The sequence below is a fragment of the Candidatus Sphingomonas colombiensis genome (assembly GCA_029202845.1).
GTDB classification, from domain to species: Bacteria; Pseudomonadota; Alphaproteobacteria; order Sphingomonadales; family Sphingomonadaceae; genus Sphingomonas; species Sphingomonas colombiensis.
In genome coordinates this window covers 822,987-845,411 of the sequence record CP119315.1, presented here as the reverse complement: position 1 = coordinate 845,411, position 22,425 = coordinate 822,987, and the positions used below count along the sequence as shown (strand labels likewise).

Sequence of the window (22,425 nt, the reverse complement as noted above, 5' to 3'; positions counted from 1 at the left end):
GATTGTGCAGCGGATACGAGGCGTCACTAAGGGTTTGGAAGGATTCGTGAAATGATGGGTTACCCCCTCTTTTCCGGGCGCCGTCCGTGTGCTCGCACGTTGTTGTTCGCCGGTATTGCCGTCAGCGCAATGCTCTCCTCTCAAGTCGTGTTTGCCCAGGTCAGTCAGCAGGCAGACACTCCGCGAACCGATCGTACGCGGCCGCCGCAGGCCGACGATAGTGGTTCCCAAAATGACGTCGTCGTAACCGCGTCACGTATCTCGCAATCCACGATCGCGGCGCAGCCGGCGGAATCGCTTGGATCTACCGAGATCGCGAAACGCGGCTATACCAATCTTGGCGCGGCGTTGCAGGAATTGCCGGTTTTCAGTGTTCCCGCGAATAGTCCCGCCGGTAGTCAGGGCTCGTTCGGCGCCGGGCAAACTTTCGTCAACATGTACAATCTCGGCCCGCAGCGTACGCTTACACTGGTCAATGGCAATCGTTTCGTGACCACGGCGAGTTCTTCGCTTTTCGGTGTGGTTGCTGGTAGCCCCGTCGATTTTGCCACGCTGCCAACCAATCTTGTCGAGCGCATCGAGACGATTTCGGTGGGCGGTGCGCCGATTTACGGATCGGATGCGATTGCCGGCACCGTCAATGTCATTCTCAAAAAGAATTTTGAAGGGCTGGAAGTAAACGGTCAAACCGGCATATCGCAAAAGGGCGATGGCGGTAATTATAACGTCTCCCTTCTGGCGGGGAAAAATTTCTCCGAAGGGCGCGGCAATATCACGCTGAGCGTGCAATATGACAAACAGAACGGCATTCCGACATCGGATCGCTTCTACACCAGCGCCGACGGCCCGTTCTACACCACCGCGCTACCGGGCGCATCTTATAGACAGCAACTCTATTATGGTGGGCAGCGTTATAACGTCTTCACCAATACCGGCATGCCGCTGGTTGCTGATGACGTGCCGATCTATGCCGGGCAGACTGCCGCGGCGGTAACGGACGCGCAGGGCCGTCCGCTGGTGTTCAGTCCGAGCGGGCAACTCACCCCATTTGTAAACGGGGCGCTGACCGGAAACGGGCTTATCCAGGCGGGCGGTAGTGGTTTTCGTATTCGCGATTACGATAACTTCCTGACCGACAGCAATCGTTTGTCGGTGACCGCTCTGTTCCATTACGATTTCACGGATCATTTCCGCTTCTCTGGTGAGGCGTGGTACGGTCGAACGGTGGCGACCAATTTGCGTGCGCAGCCATTCTACAACACCGCGCTCTTCGCTAATGCCGGGGAGACGAACGGTAACCTGATCCTGAGCACCGCGAACCCGTATCTCAGCGCCGCGGATCGAGCCACGATCGTTAATAGCCTTGTGGCGAATGAAGAAGATCCCAGCACGTTCCTGCTGGCGCGCGCCAATACCGATCTCGCGACAGGCAGCTTTAGAACCGCAACCGATCTATATCGCTTTGTTGGTGGGTTCGATGGCGATTTCAATGTCGGAGATCGCAATTTCACTTGGGAAGTGAAAGCGAATTACGGTCAGTCGAATTCAAAGACCACGGCGCGCGAAGTTGTCACCCAAAATTTCTATAATGCTTTGAACGCCACGACGGATGGCAGTGGCAATATCATATGTGCCCCCGGCTATACGAATGCCGCCATTCCGACGTTGAGTTCCACGTGCGCGCCGCTGGACGTCTTCGGCGTGAATCAGGCGAGCCAGGCCGCGATAAACTATATCACCGCGATCGCGACGCCGAGGCAGGTGAACAAGCAGTTCGACTTTATCGCCGACGTGAAGGGGTCGATAGTCAAATTGCCGGCCGGAGACGTTAAATTCGTCCTTGGCTATGAGCATCGTTATGAGTCGACAAGTTTCAAGCCCGGCGCGTTCTATTTCGGGCAAGACAATGGCGATGGCACGCGGACGCAATACGGTAATACGATCCCGATCGATCCGGTGGCTGGATCATATCATACCAATGAGGTGTTCGGGGAGCTGAACATTCCGCTGGTATCGCCGTCGATGAGCATTCCGCTGATCAATAGTCTGGAGCTGCAGGGCGCCGGGCGGTATGTCAAAAACAGCATGACCGGCGGATTCTGGTCATATACCGGCGGGGCGAAATACGCGCCGTTTAATGGCCTGACGTTGCGGGGAAACTATACGAGGTCGTTCCGGGCGCCGGCCATTACGGAATTGTTTGCGCCAACCGGGCAAGTGTTTAGCACCGCGAACGATCCGTGCGATCAAAGATATATCACGGGTGGGCCCGATCCCACCCGCCGCGCCGCCAATTGCGCGGCGGCGGGTTTGCCCGCCGACTTTACGTCGAATGTGGTCAACTACACCGCCAAGGGTTTGAGCGGCGGCAACCCGGAGCTGCAAAACGAAATCGGCAATAGCTGGACGGCGGGCGGCGTATTCCAGCCGACATTCATTCCGGGCCTGCGGTTGTCCGTGGACTATGTTCACATCGATATTAAGAACGAGATCGCATCCCTGTCTCTGACCGATGTGATGAACGCCTGCTACGATGCGACCAATTATCCGAACAGCCCATATTGCAGCACCTTTGTCAGGGACGCGGCCGGGCAGGTGACGTCGTTCGAGACGAGCAGTTACAATATCGGTATCGAGCGTTTCAAAGGCATCCAATCTTCGCTTAATTATCGATTGCCGCTGGAGCGGCTTGGCATGTCGCCCGCCGCGGGTGTCATATCGATCGGCGTAAATTACCTGCACACGATCCAGCATTACTACAAGATCGGTAGCGGGGATATCCAATACACCGTCGGCACGATTGCCGAGCCGAAGGACAATTTCACCGCCAATCTGAATTATGATAATGGCGGATTCAATTTCATGTGGCAGACAATTTATAACGGACCTGCCAGCGTGAACGTCAATGTTCCGCAAACTACTTATCAATACCCACGTTTCGGAAGCTATGTGATATTCAACAGCTCGATCGGATATGAGTTCACGAATAAATTCAATATGCGTTTTATCGTGAATAACGTTACGAACAGGTCTGTCCCGTTTCCATATGCCCTTGGTGATTATGGAACGTCGCGCTTTTTCGATGCGATTATGGGAAGATATTATCGCGTGAATTTCGGCTTCAAATTCTGACGCGAGCCGATCGATGTTGGCGGGCGTCCCGAAAATCGGGGCGCTCGTCGGCGTTTCAGCAATCGGGTCATGGTTTCGACGCATGCGCCGCGCCGGGCTGTCCCATTTCAAGAATGGATCATGAGACATCGCCGGTTGTGAGCGGAGTGCACGATGTTACGGAAGGTCATCCTTCTGGAATTGATCAGCTATAAAAGGGGATGGCGTGAAAAATCGGTATAAGTTTCTGGCGGCATCGGCGTTGCTTGCTGCGGCGTTTCAGGCACCGGCGAATGCGGCGACCGTGGTGTTGCCATTCTCGGGCATCCTTAACGGCGCTGGCGCTTTTTCGGGCCAATTGACGCTCGACGTCGAGGGCGGCCAGGCGTTGAGCGGCGGGGGCACGATCAGCCTGCTCAGCTATCATAATGCGCCGATTTCGCTGATCACCACCAACACCCCCTATAACGAAAACGTCTTTCCCGATGCGCCGGTTGGCTTTCGCGCCAATGACGGCACGGATTTTTATGGCCTGGATACCGCTTTCCCGATCAGCCTGAACGGGCTGCTGTTCGCGGTGGGTACGTCAACGCCGACGTTCGGCGGCAATCCGCTCCTTGCGCTTTATGCGAATGGCGATGGCACGCTCGGATCGCAGTTCACCGGCAAGGTCGATGGGAATGTGTATTACAACCTTTCGGGCTCGCTTTCGGTTGGCGGTGTTCCTGAGCCGGCGACGTGGGGGATGATGATCCTCGGTTTCGGCATGGCTGCTGGCGCGCTGCGCTATCGGCGCCGATCCGCGACGAAGGTTTCCTTCGCCTGATATTCGCGCACGGGTGACATGGGCAAAGCCGCTGGCGATGAAACGCCGGCGGCTTTGTCATGTGGAGCCGGTCAGGTCGCGGATGAACGCGGCGGTCCGGCCGACGTTTCCGTCGCAGTGCTGAGCGATTGATTTTGCGTGGTTTCCGAGTGCGCTCGCTTGCCCGGCTTGCCGAGCCGAAATTTGGAATGGCCTTCCCAGGCTTGCGGCGGGTGGATAAGAACCCGGGCAAGGGGAGACCAAAATGATGCTCAAGCCACTTTTGTTGCGTGCCGCAGCGGCAATCGCCTTCGCCGTTCCATTGCTCGCAGTCGCTGATGCGCAGCCGCCGAAAGCGGCGCCGGCCAGCGAAGACGCGCGGCTCTATGCTTTTCTCGATCAGGAATTTGCCGAGGAATTGAGGCAGCGGCCGCAGCTCGCCACGCAATTGGGCATGAAGGAGGGCATGGATCGGCTCGACGATATCAGCGATGCCGCCGCGCTGCACCGGCTGGAATGGCGGCGCGCCAGTGTCTCCCGAATGAAGGCGCAGTTCGATCGCGCCAAGCTTTCGGCGGACGCCCAGACCAATTACGACATTTGGGCGCTTGAGCTGGAGCGCGCCGAGCTAACCTACCGTTTCCGCCAATATACTCCGCCATTCTATTCGTTCTTGTACTCCGCCCATGCGCGGCTGCCTGATTTCCTGATCAACACGCACAACGTGCAGGATGCGGCCGATATGCGGGCCTATGCCGCGCGCCTGCGTGCAATACCGGCGGTGCTGGACGAGGCGATCGTGCAGAGCCGCGCTTCCGATGCGAAGGGGGTGCACGCGCCGAAATTTCAGGACGAGCGGGTGATTTCCGGCAGCCGGGCGATCATCACCGGCGCGCCTTTCGACACCGCCGCCGCCTCGCCGTTATGGGCGGACGCGCAGGCCAAGGTCAGCAAGCTTCAGGCGGCCGGGAAGGTGACGCAAGCCGAAGCGGATGCGCTGCTCGCCGAAACGCGCACCGCGCTGCTGTCGATCAAGCCCGCCTATGAGCGCGTTATCGCCTGGGCGGAAAGCGACTTGCCGACGGCGCCGAGCGGTCGCGTTGGCGCTATCTCGCTTCCGGGCGGTGCGGCCTGGTATGCCGCCGCGTTGAAGCTCAACACCACCACGGATCTGACAGCGGAGCAGATCCACCAGACCGGGTTGAGCGAGGTCAAGCGGATCGAGGGCGAGCAGGACGCGCTGGCGCAAAAGGCCGGCTTCAAGGATCGGATAGCTTATTATGCGGATCGCGAACGGCGCAATCCGCCCCAGCCGTGGACGGATGCGCTCCGCGCCGAATATCTGCGCAATGCCAATGCGGCGATCGCGCACAACCGCACGTTGCTGCCCAAATATTTCGGCAAGCTGCCGGAATATCGGATGGAGGTGGTGCGCGAGCCATCGTTCAGCGAGGTTGCCGGCGGTGCTGCCCATGCGGCGGGCCCGAGCCGTGACGGGGCGCGGCCGGGCCGAGTCTATGTCCATCTGCTTGGCGATACCGGGGATCCGGCGCCCGACGCTACGATCGACCTGATGTGCCACGAGGGCGTGCCCGGCCATGTGATGCAGGGCGACATCCAGGTCCGCCAGAGCGCGGGGCCGAAGTTCCGCCAGACCGCGCGCTACGTGGCCTTTGGCGAGGGCTGGGCGCTCTATGCCGAGGCGTTGTGCAAGGAAATGGGCGCTTACCCCGATGTGGCGAGCGATTTCATGCGGCTCGAAGCGGAATTGTTTCGCGCCGCGCGGCTGGTGGTGGATACCGGCATTCACGCCAAGGGTTGGAGCGAGGATCAGGCCGTCGACTATATGGTCGCCTCTGGTCGCGCATCGCCGGATCAGGCGCGCTCGGAAGTGCGCCGTTACATCACCCTGCCGGGCCAGGCGACGGGCTATAAGATCGGCATGCTCAAGATCATGGAATTGCGCCACAAGGCGGAACATGAGCTTGGACCGAAATTCGACATCAAGGGGTTCCATGACCTTTTGATCGGCTCGGGCTCGCTCCCCCTTTCGATCCTCGAGCGGCAGGTCGATGCGTGGATAGCGGCGCGAAAATAAGGATGCGTCGCCGATAGCCTTCCGGGGGTGGACGTGTGCAACGCACTGCCACCCCCGGTTCGACCCATCTCGCTTCGAGGCGGGAGAATTGGGCTAAAGCGTCGTGAAGCTCTTGCTGGTGATCAGCCAGCCGCTTTCATCTTCGATCAGGTGAAAGCGATCGAGAAATTCGAAACGCCCGGCGAAATTGAGCGAGTGTACCGTGCCGGCGGCGACCCGGCCGTTGGCGGTGAGTTCGATCACATTCGCCGAGAAGCTGGCGTGATCGATGCCGGCGGCGGCGATTCCGGCCACGTCGTCCAGAAACGGTGTCGGCCCACCGACCAGCAATTTGCCATCCAGATCGCCCGCCATCATCGCCTGCGGATGAAAGCAGCGCGCAAGCAAATCGCGATCGAGCCTTTTACAGCCATCGGCATAAGCGTCGAGTACGTCGCGTGGGGTGGAGAAGCTCATCATGGTTCCTTCTCTGATATTGTCACGGGCGCTTGTTCATCGCCGCGAGAGGACGTCGGCGCGCAACGCCTCGCTACCGCGCGCGAGCAGCCCGACATCGGTGCCGATCGACACGAAGTTCACTCCCTCGTTTAGCCGCGCGGCGGCGTCATCGGCGTCGAGCGCGAAGATGCCGGCGGCCTTGCCAGTCCGCGCGATGCGCGCGATCGCATCGGCGATTGCCGCCTGCACCACCGCGTGACGCGGCGCGCCTAGATGGCCGAGCGCCGCCGACAGATCGCCCGGCCCGATGAAGATCGCGTCCACCCCGTCGACCGCCGCGATCTGCTCGATCGCATCCAGCCCGGCGCGGCTCTCGACCTGCACGATCAGGCAATGCTCCTCATGCGTGCGCGTAAGATAATCGCCCTGCCGCCCGAAGCCGGAGGCGCGGCTCGTCGCGCTCGCCACGCCACGGATGCCGTGCGGTGGAAAGCGCATCGCCGACACCGCGAGCCGCGCCTGATCCGCGCTTTCCATCATCGGGATCATCAGCGTGCGAAAGCCGATATCGAGATATTGCTTGATAATCGCCGGATCGCAGAGCGGCGGCCGCACGATCGGTTCGACCGGCCACGTCGCCACCGCCTGCAATTGCGCGAGCAGGGTGGGGAGGGTGTTCGGCGCATGTTCGGCATCGAACAGCAGCCAGTCATAGCCCGCGCCCGCGCAGATTTCGGCGGTATAAGCGTTGGCGAGCGCCTGCCACAGCCCGAGTTGCGGGCGCCCGGCGGTGATCGCCTGTTTGAAGCGGTTCATGCGAAGCCCACCGCGATCGCGCCCAGCGCGCCGTAATCGACGTGAAATTGGTCGCCCGCGCGCGCCGGGATCGGCGCGGTGAAGCTGCCGCCGAGCACGATCTCGCCGGCCTCCAGCCGCTGGCCATAAGGCGCGAGTTTGTTCGCCAGCCATGCGACGCCGCGCGCGGGATGGTTGAGCACCGCCGCCGCGACGCCCGATTCCTCGATCACGCCGTTGCGATACATCAGCGCCGAAACCCAGCGCAGATCGACCGTTTCGGGCCGCACCGGCCGGCCGCCCAATACGATCCCCGCATTGGCCGCATTGTCGGCGATCGTATCGAACACCTTGCGGGTTACGCCGCTTGCGCGATCGAACCGCTCGATCCGCGCGTCGATTATCTCGATCGCGGGGCTTACCCATGCGGTCGCGTCCAGCACATCGAACAAGCTGCAATTCGGCCCTTCGAGCGGCGATTTCAGGATGAAGGCAAGCTCCACCTCCACGCGCGGCTCGATGAAGCGGGTGATCGGGATATCGCGCCCATCCTCGAACAGCATGTCATCGAGCAGCGCGCCATAATCCGGCTCGTCGACATTCGACGAACGCTGCATCGCACGGCTGGTGAGGCCGATCTTGTGCCCGATCAGCGAACGGCCGCGCGCCAGCTTCGCTTCGACCCATGCACGCTGGATCGCATAGCCATCCTCGATCGTCATTTCTGGCCATGCCAGCGAGAACTGGCCGATCTGTTCGCGCGCGCGCTCCGCCGTGTCGAGCAGCGCGGCGCAATCGGCGATGGCGTCCGCCGTCAGGGTCATGATGCGCTCCGGAAACGGCGATGGATGTTGTTATGTTTGAAGCTGCCCGCTTCGTCGGCTTCCTCGACATAGAGCGACAGCGCGAGATAGCGGCGCTCGAACAGGTCGGCGAAATGAGCCTTCACCTGATCGAACAGATGCGTGAAGAACGCCTGTTTGAACGCGGCCGGGCGACCGGCCCCCATCTTCACCGTGATGTTCACTAAAGCATCGTCCTCCTTGCCGTCGGCGATCACATAATCGCTGAGTCTGATCGCGCGGACGCGGATGCCCCCCCATGGGAACACGCCATCCGCATCGCGCATCGCAGCGGCGATCAGTTCGAGCAGCGCGCGAATGTCGGTCTGCCCTTCCAGATTGTCGGTCCATTCGACGATTGCATGGGCCATCACGCGATCTCCATCACGCCGATCGTGCAGCCGACCGCGAAGATCGGGATCGGGCGATAATGCCAGATCTCGCCCGTGCCGCGCGCGGCGGCGGCGCAGGCGAGGAAGGTGCGGATCTCGAACCCGCCCTGTCCCGCCTCGGCATAGGTTTCCTCGTCGGTATAGGCCGTCATCGCCGCGCGATCGTTGCGCGCCCAGCGATCGAGGAAATCGCGGTCCCACGCCTCGTTCACCGTCCCGCTGTCCGGGGTACACGGCCAGTGTGAGATGCCGCCGGTGCAGATCAGCGCGATCCGCTCCGGCTGCGCATCGGCGGCGCGGCGAAGCGCCTCGCCGAACGCCCATGCGCGGCTGAGCGGGGTCAGCGGCGGCCCCTGGCAATTGATGTTCGCCGGGATGATCGTGAAGCGGTTTTCAGGATCGAGGAAATGCAGCGGCACCATGATGCCGTGATCGAAACGCCATTCCTCGGCGAAGGCGACGTCGCTCGTCTGCATCACCTGTGTGATGAGCCGCAGCGACAGATCGGGATCGCCGCGGATCGTGCGCGGCGGGATGGCGAGCCATGCGGGATCTTCGATCGGCCCGTCGTAGCTTTCCGCCATGCCGATCGCATAGGCGGGCATGTTGTTCATGAAGAAATTGGCGAAATGCTCCGCCGCGACGACGATCACCGCATCGGGGCGCGCCGCCTCCAGCGCCTCGCGCAGCCGGGCGAAGGCGGCATAGAATTGCTCGCGCGCTTCCGGGTCCGCGCGCTCGGCGCGGCCGGTGATGCCGGGAGCGTGGCTGCATATTCCCGCAAAGACCAGGCTCATCCGGCGATCCTTTCGTGGGGCGCGCTATGCATTGCGTAGATACCCGCGCGGACCGGGCCATGTTCGACGATCCCGCGCCGCATCCGATCGAGATAGTCGGACCATTCGATGCCGACGAGTGCGGCGAAATGCATGAGCAACTGGCCGTTGACGCCGAGCACGTAGAGCAGCCCGATATCGTGCGCGAGCACCGCGCCGCGCTCCTCATCGGTCAGGCGGAACGGCTCGATCGCGGTGGCGGGGTCCGTCTTGAAGCGCGCCTGCAATTCCGGCTCGCGATTGAGCGCGAACATCAGCTTGGAAAGCGTGTAAAGGCTCATCGCGCCGCCGCCCCCACATGGTTGACGAGCGCGCCGACACCTTCGATCTCGCACACCACCCGCTCGCCGGGGGAGACGAAGTGCAGACCCTGCGGCGTCCCGGTCAGGATCATGTCGCCGGGCAGCAACGTCATGGTTTCCGACAGATATTCGATCAGCCTCGCGACATCGAGCACCATATCCCGCGTAGAGCCGGACTGGACGACATTGCCATCCACGGTCGTGGTGATCGCCAGCGCCTGCGGATCGGGGATATCGGCCGCATCGACGATCCACGGGCCAAGCGGCGTGGTTGCGTCGCGGTTCTTCACCCGCAAATTGGGGCGATAGTAGTTTTCCAGATACTCGCGGATCGCATAGTCGCAGGCGACGGTGTAGCCGGCGACGTGATCGAGCGCCTGCGCGCGCGGAATACGTTTGCAGGGGCGGCCGATCACTGCGACCAGCTCGCATTCCGGGTGCATCTGATTGGCATCGGCCGGGCGTGGCGTGACGCCGCAATGCCCGACCAATGTGTTCGGGCCCTTCAGGAAGACGAGCGGCGGCTCCTTGGTCTTGAAGCCCAGTTCCGCATTGTGATCGGCATAGTTCAGCCCGAGCGCGAAGATCGTCGCGCCGGGCGTCACCGGCGGGAGCCAATGCGCATCGGTCGCCGCGATCCGCGCACCATCGGGCAGCAGCAGCACCGCGCCGTCGGGGGACACCTCGGCCCACAGATCGCGGCCATGGTGGAAGATGCGGGCGCGGCGCATCAGCCTTGCCCCCCCCAAGTCACACGGACCGGCGAGAGCCCGGCCATGCTCGCCTCTATCCGCTGACCGGCGCGCGCGCGCGGCGCGTCGTGCGGCAGGCCGATCAGCAGCATGTCTCCGGCGGCGAGCGTCATGAACGCGCTGACATCCGCGATCAGGCGGGCCGCATCGCGCACCGCGCGCGATGGCGACCAGCGATGCGCGTCTGCGCCGTCGATCCGGGTCACGATATCGCCGGCGAGTTGCGCCGCGTGAAACGACGTGATCGCGCCGACGGGCAGGAACCCGTCGCGGCATCGCTGCCGCACTGTCGGCCGATAATAACTCGTGACCGGCTCCGACAGGTCGAGCACCAGCGCCGCCGCCGCGACATGATCGAGCGCCCGGTCCGGCGTCACGCGGGTCGTATCGCGGCCCATCACCAGCCCGATCGTCGCCGCCGCGCTCACCTCCGCCAGACCGTCCGGCGCGATGATGCTGTCGTCGCGCGTAATGCAGTTGCGCGGCTTGATATAAAGCACCGGGGCGATCGGCGGCGCGCGATATGGCGCCTGCGTGAACGCGTCGGCCAGCAGCCCGCGTTCGGCCGCATCGTTGAGCACCACGCCATAAACGGTCCCCGCGATCATGCGGCAACGACCTTCCGGCGTGCCCGTAGCCTGCGATGCCGTTTCACACGCCCATCCTGCTGATCTTGTGCGATCCGTGCGCGAGCGCGACATTCTTCGTTTCCATGTAGAAATCGAAGCTCCAGTCGCCGCCGTCGCGGCCGATCCCGCTGGCCTTCACCCCGCCGAATGGCGTCGGCAGATGGCGGACATTCTCGCTGTTGACCCACACCATACCCGCCTCCAGCGCATTCGAGACCCGCAACGCCCGGCCGATGTCCGACGTCCACAGATAGGCGGCGAGGCCGTAGCGCACGTCATTGGCGATGCGGATCGCATCCGCCTCGTCATCGAACGGGATCGCGGTGAGGACGGGGCCGAATATCTCTTCCTGCGCGATCCGCATTTCGCTGCGCGCGCGCGTGAGCAACGTGGGGCGGAAGAAATGCCCCGGCCCCTCGATCGCCGCGCCGCCGGCGGCGATCCGTGCTCCCTCCGCTTCGGCCACGGCCATATAGGATTGCACCTTCTCGCGGTGACGCGGATGGATCAGCGGGCCGACTTCGGTGGCAGGATCGAATGGATCGCCCACCTTCAGTGCTTGCGCCCGCGCCGCCGCCTGTTCGACGAAGCGATCGTAAATCGATCGCTGCACCAGCAGGCGGGACGAGGAGGTGCAGCGCTGGCCGTTGAGCGAATAGATCATGAAGATCGCCGCATCGAGCGCGCGATCGAGATCGGCGTCATCGAACACGATCACCGGATTCTTGCCGCCCAGTTCGAAATGGACGCGCTTCAGCGTTTCCGCGCCTTGCCGCATGATCGCGGTGCCGGTGCTGGTATCGCCGACGAAAGCGATCGCCTTGATGTCGGGATGTTCGGTCAGCCGCTTGCCGGTGGTTTCGCCCAGACCATTGACCGAATTGAACACGCCAGCCGGCAGCCCCGCTTCATTGGCGATCTCCACCAGCAGCCGCGCGGAATAGGGGGACCATTCGGCGGGCTTGTGGACGACGGTGCAACCGGCGGCGAGCGCCGGGGCGATCTTCCACGTCGAGAGCATGAACGGCGTGTTCCACGGCGTAATCACCCCCACCGGCCCGATCGGCTGACGCGTCGTGAAATTGAGGTGCTCGGCGGAGGGCAGCGCCTGTCCATCGCGCGCGGCCGGCGCCTGATCGGCGAAGAAGCGGAAATTCTCCGCGCCGCGCACCGCCGCCTTGGCCATGAAGCGCCAGCATTGCCCCGCGTCGAGGCATTCGACCGCCGCGATTTCCTCAGCGCGCGCCTCGATCAGATCGGCGACCCTGTGCAGCAATTCCTTGCGCCGCTCGCCCGGCAAGGCGGCCCATGCGGGGAAGGCCTGCTTCGCCGCCGCGACGGCCTTGTCCAGTTCCCCGCGCGTCGCATCGCGGACGCGGCCGATCGTTTCGCCGGTCGCCGGTTCCAGCACCTCATGCGCGTCGCCCGCGCCGCCAATCGCCTCGCCGCCGATATAATGCCCAAGTTCGGCGCCGAAGCCGCGAACGATCTCCTGCGCGCGGGCGCGGCGGGCGGCGGGGTTGGGTTGGGTGGTCATCGTATCGGTCACCTTGTGCGGGCGCGGCCGGAGACCACGCCCGTTTCGATCAGCAGAAGAAACACGAAGGACACAGCGATCATCGCCGCGCAGAAGATCAGCATCGTTGGCGCACCCGCACCCCCCAATATCCGCCCGGTGATGACCGGCCCGATCGACGTGCCGAAGCCGATCACCATGTTGATCCAGGCCATGATTCCGCCGCTCGTGTCGCGGCTGGCGATGGCGGCGAGGATGAAGGGCAGCGTAAAGGTCCAGGAGAATTTGAACGCATAGGCCGCGCCCGCGAACGCGGTCATGTTCAGCTGCCCGAGCAGCATCAGCACCGCGCCGAGCAGCAGTGCATAGCCGGCGAAAAGCGCGTAACCGCGCTTCGCCCGGCCGCCGAGGAAGGTGGCGAGCAACGCGCCGGCGATGCCGAGCAACGACGCGATCGCGATCGTATCCGCGACCGGCAGCGGCTTCAGCCCGGAGCGTTCGGCGATGACGGACATGAAAGCCCAGCTTCCGCCCAGCCCGATATAGAAAGCGAACACCGCGATCATCGCCACGGCGGAAAGCAGCAGGCCGCCTGTCGGCGCGCCGCGCTGATCTCGTGGCGCAGGATCGATCGTCGGCGCGTCAAAGCGAAACGCGAGCGGGAGCGCCGCCGCCATCATCGCCGCCATCAGGATATAGAAGGCGTTGAGCCCGAAGGTTGCGAACAATCGTGGCAGCAGCGACAGGCCAAGCGCCCCAAGCACCAACTGGCCCGCGATCCACCAGCCGAACAGCCGATCGCGATTGGCGGCGGCGCCGGCCGCGTTGAGGCACAGCAGCATCAGCGCGCCGCCCGCCATCGCTGTCACCAGCCGCGTGAAATAGAGGAGTTCGATGCCCGGAGCGACGGTCGACAGCAGGTTGCCGGCAATGAATATCGCCGCGGCGACGGGCGCGATCTGGCGCGAGTTGAACCGCCGCATCCACCATAAGGCGGGCAGCGAGGCGAGGCTGATCCCGCCGAGTTCGAACAGGAAATAGTTGCCGACATTGGCCGCCGTCAGCCCGCGCTCGGCGATAAGCTGGGTGGTGAGGATCGGTGCCACGAGCAGCGCCAGCGGCACGATCGCGCTGAAGATGACGATCCGGGCGACCTTGCCCCAGGTTTCTTGCAAAGGGCCATCGGGGGCCGATGCCAGCACTGAATCGATCGTGGTCGACATGAAAGGCTCTCCCTAGGGTCGCGCGGCGAAACCCAGCGCCTCCGCCTGCTCGACGAGCAGGCGGTGCTGGAGCGCGCGCATCGCGTCACCGGGCTGTTGCGCGCGGACGAAATCGAGGATCGGATCGGTCACGGCGGAGCGTTCGCCGGCCAGTTCCTCGATCAGCGCATGGGCGCAGAACGGGGCATAAACCTCTGAATAGCCGCCCTCGTGGATCGCGACGATCCGGCCGCCGCACAATTCGTCCGCCAGCGCGCCGGCCCTTGCCATCATCGCGCGGAACGTCTCGCTGTGCGCCAGCATCCGCGCGAGCGGATCGAGCGCGTTGGCATCCACCCCGCTGGCGATCACGATCAGTTCGGGGCGATAGCGGCGCAGCGCCGGCGCGACGATCAGATCGAGCGCGTCGAGATAGGCCTGATCGCCGCCGCCCGGCAGCAGCGGGATATTGAGATTATATCCCTCACCGGGCCCCTCGCCACGTTCGGATGCGGCGCCGGAGTTGATCGGATAGCAATTGTCCTGATGGATCGAGATCGTCAGCACATCCGGCCGATCCCAGAAGATCGCCTGCGTCCCGTTGCCGTGATGCACATCCCAGTCGAGGATCGCGACGCGCGACAGGCCATGCCGCGCGATCGCCTCTTCCACCGCCACCGCGCCATTGGCGAGCAGGCAGAAGCCATAGCCCTGATCGGGCAGGCAATGATGCCCCGGCGGGCGGGTCAGTGCATAGGCATTGTCGAGCGATCCGGTCAGCACCGCGTCGATCGCATCGATCGCCAGCCCGGTGGAGAGGCGCGCGATATCATAGCCGCCCGCGCCGAAGCTGCCGTCCGGCCCCACGCTGCCGCCGCCATTGGCGCTCATCCGCGCGAAGCGTTCGAGATAATCGCGCGGATGGACGCGGCGGAGAGCCTCCTCCGACGCAAGCTCGGCGCTCCGCCGATCGAGCCGGGCCATCACGCCGGATACATCGAGCAGCGAGACGATGCGGCGCTTGGGATCGGGCGCCTCGGCCATGAAATTGCCGTTCGACGGCTGCACCCAGCCGCCCGCCGGCAGATTGCCGGTATGGATCGCGCCGAAATGCCACAAGGTGCGTTCGTCGTGGAAGAAGCCGGTTGTCATCGTGCCGGGCCGATCAATCGTTGACGATCTGGATCGTGGTGAATTCCTCCAGCCCCTGCCGGCCGAAGGAGGTGCCGATCCCCGAATGCTTGACCCCGCCGAACGGCACGTCCGGCTGGATCGCGCCGTGTTTATTGATCCATGCGGTGCCGCATTCGAGCCGCGCGGCAACCGCCTTCGCCCGTGCGCGATCCGACGACCACACCGATCCGCCCAGCCCGTTTTCGGAGGCATTGGCGCGCGCGATCGCGTCTTCGACGTCGCTATAGCGGATGATCGGCAGCGCGGTGCCGAATTGCTCCTCATCGACCAGCTTCATCCCCTCGCGCGCATCGGCGACGAGCGTGACGGGATAGAAATAGCCAGCCCCGCCGGATGGAGCGCCGCCGCTCAGCACGCGTGCGCCCGCTGTCCGCGCTTCGTCCACGAAGCGCGATACCTTGGCGAACTGCGCCTCGTTCTGGAGCGGGCCGAGCAGATTGCCCTCGCCGGCGCCATCGCCGAGCGGCACCGATGCGGCATAATCGACCAGCGCGTCGCACACGGCGTCATAAATATCGTCATGAACATAGAGCCGTTTCAACGCCGCGCAGGTCTGCCCGCTGTTGATGAAGGCGCCCCAGAACAGCCCCTCCGCGATCGCCTTCGGATCGGCATCGGGCAGCACGATCCCGGCATCGTTGCCGCCCAGTTCGAGTGTCAGCCGCTTGAGCGTCGCGCTGGCGCTTTCCATCACCTTGCGGCCGGTCGCGCTCGATCCGGTGAAGGCGATCTTGGCGATGCCGGGATGCGCGGTCATCAGCGGCCCAAGCGTATCGTCGCCCGCCACCACGTTGAGCACGCCCGGCGGCAGCGCTGCGCCAGCAATCTCGATCATGCGCAATGTGCTGAGCGGTGTGAGCGGGGAGGGCTTCACCACCACGGTATTGCCCGCGCGGATCGCGGGCACGAAATGCCACACCGCGATCATCAGCGGCCAGTTCCATGGCGTGATCGATCCGACCACGCCGATCGGCCGGCGATGCAGCTCGATCCGCCCCGCCGCATTGTCCTGGATCAGCTCGGGCGCCAGCGCGAGCGACGCGGTGTAGCGCGTCCAGCCGATCGCGCCCTGCACCTCAAAACGAGATCCGGTGCCGTTGAGCGGCTTGCCCTGTTCGGCGGTGAGCAATTGCGCCAGTTCCTCGGCGTGGCGCTCGATTGCGTCTGCGACGCGCGACACGGCGGCGGCGCGCTCGGCATCCGGGGTGATGCTCCAGGTCTCGAAGGCCCGCGCGGCGGCGGCAACGGCCGTGTCCAGCGTGGCGGCATCGGCGAGGGGCGCGTGGCCCACGATCGCGCCATTGGCCGGATTGCGCACCGGAAAATGCCGCGCGCTCGCGATCGTCGTGCCGTCGATAAAGTGGCCGGATTCGATCATCACGCCTCTCTCCGATATGCTTGTTTTGGGATGGCTCGTGTGAAGCGCCGTCCGATCCCGCCCGGCTGAAGGCGGGGCGGCCGGTTACTTCTTGTCCACCGCGAGGTTGAAATCCCCCGCCGCCCGGATGCGGGCGATCACCTTGGGATCTTTCAATTCCTGTTCGCTGTAGTTCATTTTGAAATCGGCCTGATCTTCGTAGCCGCCAGGCTCGTAGATCAGCAGGTTCTTCATCGATTTCCCGCCGACGACGCGCACGCTGTGCACCGTATTCGGCGGGATGAAGATCGCCTCGCCCGTGTGCAGCACGTGGGTCTCGCCCTCGACCGTCCATTCGACTTCGCCGCCGAGCACGTAGAACGCCTCCGAATGGTGGCGATGATAGTGTGGCGGCACGCGGAAATCGGCGTTCCAGTCAGACGTGATGACATTGTAGCGGCCCTCGCTCACATTATTGGGCACGACCACTTCGACATTCTGGACGCCATCTTCCTGAAAGGTGCGACGTTTTCCGTTCAGCGAGAAATAATAGCCGTGTGGCCGGCCGGGGTTGGTGGTTGCGCGGGCCTCATCCCGCTGTGCCCAGCCCGACTCGGCGGCCATTCCGGCGACGCCAAGCGCCAATATCGCGGCGGCGCCCAGCCTCGCGCTTACGGTGTTCATTGGCATCGCTCGCTCTCCCCCGCTCTTTTGTCGCGAAAAAGTTTGACGACAAATCGAATGATTCGCAAGCCGGCAATATCTCCCCTTGCATTTTTCAGTATGATGCGCCGCTGAATGGTGTGCGGGAACGGGTGATTTTATCTAGCGTGATGTCGGTTTGCCGGCGAGTTCTGCGATAGCGGCGACAAGGTTCGGGCTTGCGCGACGATCGAAGCGATAATAGTTTTGAATCAATCTATATTGCCGCGCTTGATCGGCGCGACGCGGGAGAGATTGATGACTGAGTCCACGCCCAATCCTTTGACGCATCGCCACCCGCTTGATCCGCTCGACGCGCGCGAGATCGCGATCGTCTGTGCGGCGGTAAGTGCGCGCAGCGATGCCGGGCCGCATCTGCGCTTCGTCAATGTCGAGCTGGATGAGCCGCACAAGGATCGGGTGATGGCCTGGCGCGCCGGCCAGCCGGTTCCTCGTGCGGCCTTTGTCGTCGCGCTGCGTCGCGACACGGGCGCCGCGTTCGAGGCGCGCGTCGACCTTGCAAGCGGGATGGTGACCGAATGGCGCGCGCTCGCACAAGACAAGGCGCCATTCGGTCAGCCATCGGTGATGGTGGAAGAGTTTCAGGCGGTCGAGCGCGCGGTGAAAAAGGATCCGGCGTGGCGCGCGGCGGTAGCGCGGCGCGGGTTGAGCGAAGCGGAAATCGATCTGGTTCAGGTCGATCCCTTTTCCGCCGGCCATTTCGGTTATGTGGAGGAGGCGGGGAAGCGCTGCGTCCGCGCGGTCTGTTATTATCGCGAGTCACTCAAGGACAATGGCTATGCCCATCCGATCGAGGGGCTGGTCGCGGTGGTCGATCTCAACCGCGAAGAGATCGTTACGCTGGTCGATGAAGCGGAACTGGTGCCGATCCCCAGGAAGAAGCGCAATTACGAGGCGAAGGATCTGCCCCCGCCGCGCACCGATCTGAAGCCGCTCCACATCGTCCAGCCCGAAGGGCCGAGCTTCAACGTCGATGGGTGGAAGGTCGAATGGCAGAAATGGTCGTTCCGCGTCGGCTTCACGCCGCGCGAGGGGTTGGTGATCCACCAGCTCGGCTATGCGGACGGCGGGCGCGTGCGGCCGATCATCTATCGCGCGAGCGTGACGGAGATGGTCGTGCCTTATGCCGATCCGTCCGCGAACCATTATTGGAAGAGCGCGTTCGATGCGGGCGAATATGGGCTCGGGCGGCTCGCCAATGCGCTGGAGCTGGGCTGCGATTGCCTCGGCCATATCCATTATTTCGATGTGCCGGCGGCGGACGATCTCGGACAGCCGATGGTGATGAAGAACGCCATCTGCATGCACGAGGAGGATTATGGCATCCTCTGGAAGCACAATGAATTCCGCACCGGCGTTCACGAAACGCGGCGCTCGCGGCGGCTGGTGATCAGCTTCTTCGCGACGGTCGGTAATTATGATTACGGTTTCTACTGGTATCTCTATCAGGACGGAACGATCCAGCTGGAGGCGAAGCTTACCGGGATCATCCAGACGGCGGCGGTCGCGCCCGGTCAGCCCTATCCGTGGGGCGGGATGGTCGACGAGGGTCTGGGCGGCCCGACGCACCAGCATTTCTTCAACGTTCGGTTACACATGATGATCGACGGCGACGAGGGCAACAGCGTCTCGGAGCATGAATTCCATCCGCGGCCATGGGGGAGTGATAACCCGCATGGCAATGTGTTCGATCTCGTCAGCCGCCCGCTGTCGCGTGAACTGGACGCCGCGCGGGAGGCGGATGGTCGCACCGGGCGCTATTGGAAAGTGTCCAATCCCAATCGCACGAACTCTGTCGGCAACGCTCCGGGCTATAAGGTGATCGTGCAGCCAACACCTGTTATGTTGGCGCAACCCGACAGCTATGTCCACGCACGCGGTGCCTTCGCCACCAAGCATATCTGGGTCACCCCTTACGATCCGGCCGAGCGCTATGCGAGTGGGGAATATCCCAATCAGCATCAGGGCGGCGATGGGCTGCCGAGGTTCGTCGCCGCCAATCGTAGCATCGACAATGCCGATATCGTGCTGTGGCACAGCTTCGGTCACACGCATGTCTGCAAGCCGGAGGATTTTCCGGTGATGCCGGTCGAATATGCGGGCTTCGTGCTGAAGCCGAACGGATTTTTCGCGGCAAATGCGGGCATTGACGTGCCCGCCGATCGCGATGCGGGAAGCAAGCGACATGGCGGCGAGGGCGGTTGCTGTAACGACTGAAGCTCGAGTGATAAAGATTGATATAAAACTATATCGGCGATGCGATCACATGGTTTGCGGAGAGTTGCTGTGTCTAAGATAACGGTTCTGGGTGTGGCTCTCGTGGCGATGTCGGGCGTGGCCTGGGCGCAGTCCGATCCGGTGTTCGCGCCATGCGCGGCCTGTCATTCTACTAAGGCCGGCGAGAATCGCCTTGGGCCGACGCTGCACAGGGTCGTCGATCGGCCGAAGGCTTCTGTTCCCGGTTTCGGCTATTCTTCCGCAATGAAAAGCCAAAAGGGTGCGTGGACGGAAGCGGCGCTCGATGCGTTCATCGCCGACCCTCGTGCGGCGGTGCCGGGATCGCGGATGATCTATGGCGGCATGGCGGATAAGGCGCAGCGTGCTCGGCTGCTCGCCTATTTGATATCGATCAAATAGCGCCCGACGCGAATCGCGCCGCCGGACGAACGCGCGGTGATCGTTTCGCCTGCGGTTTGTCCTGATTCAAAATATAGATTGAGACAAAACTATTATGTGATTATGATCCGAGTGTGACGCTGGCAGGGGCCGGCTGACCGCCGAACGCCATCAGGCGCGGCGCCGAAGGGAAACGGGAGGGGGTTTATGAGAAATCATTGTCGTGTGCGTCTGGCATTGGGGGTCGGGCTTGCTGCTCTGGCAACAGCCAATCCAGCCTGGGCGCAAGACCGCGCAGGTGTGAAGGCCGACGAGCAGGCCGCTGCCGCCACCAGTTCGAGCGACGACATCATCGTCACCGCGACGCGCCGCGAGGAAAGCGTCCGCGACGTGCCGGCGAGCATCGCGGCCTTTTCGCAGGAGCTGATGGACAAGCAGGGTGTCCGGGATGTCGGCGATATCGCGCGCCTGACGCCGGGGCTCAGCTTCACGCGTTATAGCAACCTTGGCTCGGCGATTTCGATTCGTGGCATTTCGTCTGGTGCGGGCGCCGCAACCGTCGGTGTCTATATCGATGACACGCCGATCAACCAGCGGGCGACGATCTCATCGGGCAATTTCTCGTCGAACGCTTATCCGCAAATCTTCGATCTGGAGCGTGTCGAGGTGTTGCGCGGCCCGCAGGGCACGTTGTTCGGGGCCAGTTCCGAAGGCGGCACGGTCCGTTTCATCACCCCATCGCCCAGCCTTACCGATTATTCGGTGTATGCGCGTGGCGAACTGGCGACGACGCGCGGTGGTGCCAACAGCTATGAGGCTGGCGTCGCGGTGGGCGGCCCGATCGTTCAGGATCGGCTCGGCTTCCGCGCCAGCTTCTGGCAGCGCACCGACGGCGGTTATATCGATCATCTGAACACCCAGACCGGGCGTCTCGAGCGGGCCAATGCCAACGAACAGCGCTCGATCGCGGCGCGCTTCGCGCTCGCCTTCAGGCCGGTCGACGACCTGACGATAACGCCGTCGATCTTCTATCAGCGAATCAATCTGGATGACACCAGCACGGTGTGGGAACAGACGAAGGATCCGGCATATGCCTATCTGAATTACACCAACGCCAGCAAGGACGTCTATGGGCAGGCCTATCCGCTGCGCCAGCCCTATCATCAGAACTTCATCCTGCCGGCGCTGAAGATCGAATATAACGGCCCCGGCTTCGACGTGATCTCGAACACGTCTTACTATCGCCGTCATGAAAACGGCATCAACGATTTCACGCCGTTCGAAGTGCCGATGTGGACATCATTCTTCACGCCGAAGGCGGTATCGTTGCCGACCAACCCGCGCGATGTGGCGACCGGCACGGATCAACAACGAAATAATTTCTTCACGCAAGAGCTGCGTATCCAAAACAACAATACGGATTCACGCCTCAACTGGACGTTCGGTGCCTTCTATTCCAAGAGCAAGGTGGAAACATTTCGCTCGGTAGAAAATACCTTCCTCGGCAAGCTATTGCTCGACAATGCCGGCATGTTCCTGGGTTGTACAACGCCCGATGGCTGCCTGGTCAGCGCGTTCGGTACTGGGCTGGCGAATGGCCGTTATCTGTTCGTCGGCAATACGACGACCTGGGACGAGCAACTCGCCGGCTTCGGCCAGCTCGACTTCAAGATCACCGACAAGCTGACGCTCTCTGCCGGTGGCCGTGTTTCGCACACGACGTTCAAGTTCGAGAATTTCGCGGACGGCTCGGTCAATGGCCCGCCGGCGCCGCGCACTGACCTTGGCAAGTCGAGTGAAACGCCGTTCACGCCGAAGGTCGGCGTCAGCTACAAAGCGGAGAACGGCAACCTCTATTATGCCACCATCTCCGATGGTTTCCGCATCGGCGGCGCCAACGTGCCGATCTACAACACCGGCTGCAATCCCGCTGCGGTGGGCGGCGTGCCGAAGACCTATTCGTCTGATCGGGTGCGCAACTATGAGGCGGGCGCCAAGATCAATTTCTTCGACAATAAGGTGTTGCTGGATGGCAGCGTCTTCCTGATCAAGTGGAAGAACCGCATCGGCAATGTGGCGATCCCGCCGGGTTCCTGCCCCTTGTCGTTCACCGCAAACCTCGGCGACGTGACGAGCTTTGGTTTCGATCTCGCCATTCGGGTGAAGCCGACCAACGGTCTGACGCTGACCGCGAACGTCGGTGATGCCAATGCCACTTACGACAAGGACTATTTTCCCACCAAGACGCAGGCAAAACCCACGGTTTCGGCGGGCGACGCGATCGATGGATCGCGCACGACCTTCAACATCGCGGCGGAGTATGAATTCGTCGCGATGAACGAGACGAACTTCTACGTGCGTGGTGACTACAGCTACACCGGGATCAATCACCGCACTGCCGGCCTGAACCCGAACAACGCGGGTTATGATCCGACCGCGCCGAATAATCCGGGCTACGTCAACAATCTGGTCAATCTGCGAGTAGGTGCGCGCGTGAACGGCATGGATATCTCGGTTTTCGCGAACAATCTGTTCAACGAAAACCACCTGCTGAATACCGGCGCACTTGGCTTCGGAAGCAGTCTTGAAGGGGCATATCTCTACAATCGGCCACGCACTTATGGTGTCACGCTAACCTATCGTCATTGATCGGTTCGCTTGGGCAAAGGGGGAAAGGGGTCGCGCTTCGGCGCGGCCCTTTTTGTTTGGTGTGGAGAGGTTGGGCCGGCCAGCGATGCCGTTAGAGAGCGTTGCCGGACCATCCGTTGCTCGCTCATGCGGACACTCGAGGGGCATATCGCGTTTTGATTGGGACAA

General features: G+C 62.8%; 19 protein-coding genes. 6 read left to right on the top strand and 13 right to left on the bottom strand.

Features of this window, described 5'->3' with window-relative positions:
* The first annotated feature begins 51 nt into the window (after nucleotides 1-51).
* The 3 genes from P0Y64_03975 to P0Y64_03965 all read left to right on the top strand — a co-directional run bounded on the left by P0Y64_03975 (nucleotide 52) and on the right by P0Y64_03965 (nucleotide 6,014).
* Nucleotides 52-3,132 carry a TonB-dependent receptor gene (locus P0Y64_03975; protein ID WEK43997.1) on the top strand — a complete coding sequence of 1,027 codons (3,081 nt, stop codon included), beginning with the start codon at nucleotides 52-54 and terminating at the stop codon, nucleotides 3,130-3,132.
* A 205-nt stretch (nucleotides 3,133-3,337) separates the two neighbouring features.
* Nucleotides 3,338-3,937: a PEPxxWA-CTERM sorting domain-containing protein gene (locus P0Y64_03970; GenBank protein WEK43996.1), complete on the top strand. Its 600-nt coding sequence runs from the start codon at nucleotides 3,338-3,340 to the stop codon at nucleotides 3,935-3,937.
* 247 nt (nucleotides 3,938-4,184) lie between these two features.
* Nucleotides 4,185-6,014 (top strand): DUF885 domain-containing protein, encoded by a 1,830-nt coding sequence (locus tag P0Y64_03965; protein ID WEK43995.1) that lies wholly within the window; start codon nucleotides 4,185-4,187, stop codon nucleotides 6,012-6,014.
* A 93-nt stretch (nucleotides 6,015-6,107) separates the two neighbouring features.
* Here the strand turns inward: P0Y64_03965 and P0Y64_03960 are convergent, their stop codons facing one another.
* From P0Y64_03960 to P0Y64_03900, 13 genes are all read right to left on the bottom strand, one after another.
* Nucleotides 6,108-6,470, bottom strand: coding sequence for a nuclear transport factor 2 family protein (locus P0Y64_03960; GenBank protein ID WEK43994.1), 363 nt, complete (start codon nucleotides 6,468-6,470; stop codon nucleotides 6,108-6,110).
* Nucleotides 6,471-6,506: 36 nt separating this feature from the next.
* Nucleotides 6,507-7,268, bottom strand: a complete 762-nt coding sequence (locus tag P0Y64_03955; protein WEK43993.1) for an HpcH/HpaI aldolase/citrate lyase family protein — start codon at nucleotides 7,266-7,268, stop codon at nucleotides 6,507-6,509.
* Entirely contained in the window at nucleotides 7,265-8,071 is an 807-nt protein-coding gene (hpaH, locus tag P0Y64_03950) for a 2-oxo-hepta-3-ene-1,7-dioic acid hydratase (GenBank protein ID WEK43992.1), read from the bottom strand. The genes P0Y64_03955 and hpaH overlap by 4 nt, the downstream gene beginning before the upstream one ends.
* Nucleotides 8,068-8,460: a 5-carboxymethyl-2-hydroxymuconate Delta-isomerase gene (locus P0Y64_03945; protein WEK43991.1), complete on the bottom strand. Its 393-nt coding sequence runs from the start codon at nucleotides 8,458-8,460 to the stop codon at nucleotides 8,068-8,070. The genes hpaH and P0Y64_03945 overlap by 4 nt, the downstream gene beginning before the upstream one ends.
* Nucleotides 8,460-9,278, bottom strand: a complete 819-nt coding sequence (locus P0Y64_03940; GenBank protein WEK43990.1) for an extradiol ring-cleavage dioxygenase — start codon at nucleotides 9,276-9,278, stop codon at nucleotides 8,460-8,462. The genes P0Y64_03945 and P0Y64_03940 overlap by 1 nt, the downstream gene beginning before the upstream one ends.
* Nucleotides 9,275-9,598 (bottom strand): aromatic ring-opening dioxygenase subunit LigA, encoded by a 324-nt coding sequence (locus P0Y64_03935; protein WEK43989.1) that lies wholly within the window; start codon nucleotides 9,596-9,598, stop codon nucleotides 9,275-9,277. Before P0Y64_03935 ends, P0Y64_03940 begins: the two co-directional genes overlap by 4 nt.
* Complete coding sequence (locus tag P0Y64_03930) at nucleotides 9,595-10,350, bottom strand: fumarylacetoacetate hydrolase family protein (GenBank protein ID WEK43988.1); 756 nt, start codon at nucleotides 10,348-10,350, stop codon at nucleotides 9,595-9,597. The genes P0Y64_03935 and P0Y64_03930 overlap by 4 nt, the downstream gene beginning before the upstream one ends.
* Nucleotides 10,350-10,979, bottom strand: a complete 630-nt coding sequence (locus P0Y64_03925; GenBank protein WEK43987.1) for a fumarylacetoacetate hydrolase family protein — start codon at nucleotides 10,977-10,979, stop codon at nucleotides 10,350-10,352. Before P0Y64_03925 ends, P0Y64_03930 begins: the two co-directional genes overlap by 1 nt.
* A gap of 43 nt (nucleotides 10,980-11,022) precedes the next feature.
* Nucleotides 11,023-12,537 carry a 5-carboxymethyl-2-hydroxymuconate semialdehyde dehydrogenase gene (gene hpaE / locus P0Y64_03920; GenBank protein ID WEK43986.1) on the bottom strand — a complete coding sequence of 505 codons (1,515 nt, stop codon included), beginning with the start codon at nucleotides 12,535-12,537 and terminating at the stop codon, nucleotides 11,023-11,025.
* An 8-nt stretch (nucleotides 12,538-12,545) separates the two neighbouring features.
* Nucleotides 12,546-13,739, bottom strand: coding sequence for an MFS transporter (locus P0Y64_03915; protein WEK43985.1), 1,194 nt, complete (start codon nucleotides 13,737-13,739; stop codon nucleotides 12,546-12,548).
* A 12-nt stretch (nucleotides 13,740-13,751) separates the two neighbouring features.
* Nucleotides 13,752-14,870 carry a class II histone deacetylase gene (locus P0Y64_03910; GenBank protein ID WEK43984.1) on the bottom strand — a complete coding sequence of 373 codons (1,119 nt, stop codon included), beginning with the start codon at nucleotides 14,868-14,870 and terminating at the stop codon, nucleotides 13,752-13,754.
* 13 nt (nucleotides 14,871-14,883) lie between these two features.
* Entirely contained in the window at nucleotides 14,884-16,290 is a 1,407-nt protein-coding gene (locus P0Y64_03905; protein WEK43983.1) for an aldehyde dehydrogenase family protein, read from the bottom strand.
* Between the two features lie 84 nt (nucleotides 16,291-16,374).
* Nucleotides 16,375-16,953, bottom strand: a complete 579-nt coding sequence (locus P0Y64_03900) for a cupin domain-containing protein (protein ID WEK43982.1) — start codon at nucleotides 16,951-16,953, stop codon at nucleotides 16,375-16,377.
* 276 nt (nucleotides 16,954-17,229) lie between these two features.
* Between P0Y64_03900 and P0Y64_03895 the strand changes: the two genes are divergently transcribed.
* The 3 genes from P0Y64_03895 to P0Y64_03885 all read left to right on the top strand — a co-directional run bounded on the left by P0Y64_03895 (nucleotide 17,230) and on the right by P0Y64_03885 (nucleotide 22,257).
* Entirely contained in the window at nucleotides 17,230-19,209 is a 1,980-nt protein-coding gene (locus tag P0Y64_03895) for a primary-amine oxidase (protein ID WEK43981.1), read from the top strand.
* A gap of 69 nt (nucleotides 19,210-19,278) precedes the next feature.
* Entirely contained in the window at nucleotides 19,279-19,629 is a 351-nt protein-coding gene (locus tag P0Y64_03890) for a c-type cytochrome (GenBank protein WEK43980.1), read from the top strand.
* A gap of 186 nt (nucleotides 19,630-19,815) precedes the next feature.
* Nucleotides 19,816-22,257 (top strand): TonB-dependent receptor, encoded by a 2,442-nt coding sequence (locus P0Y64_03885; protein WEK43979.1) that lies wholly within the window; start codon nucleotides 19,816-19,818, stop codon nucleotides 22,255-22,257.
* Nucleotides 22,258-22,425 lie beyond the last annotated feature (168 nt).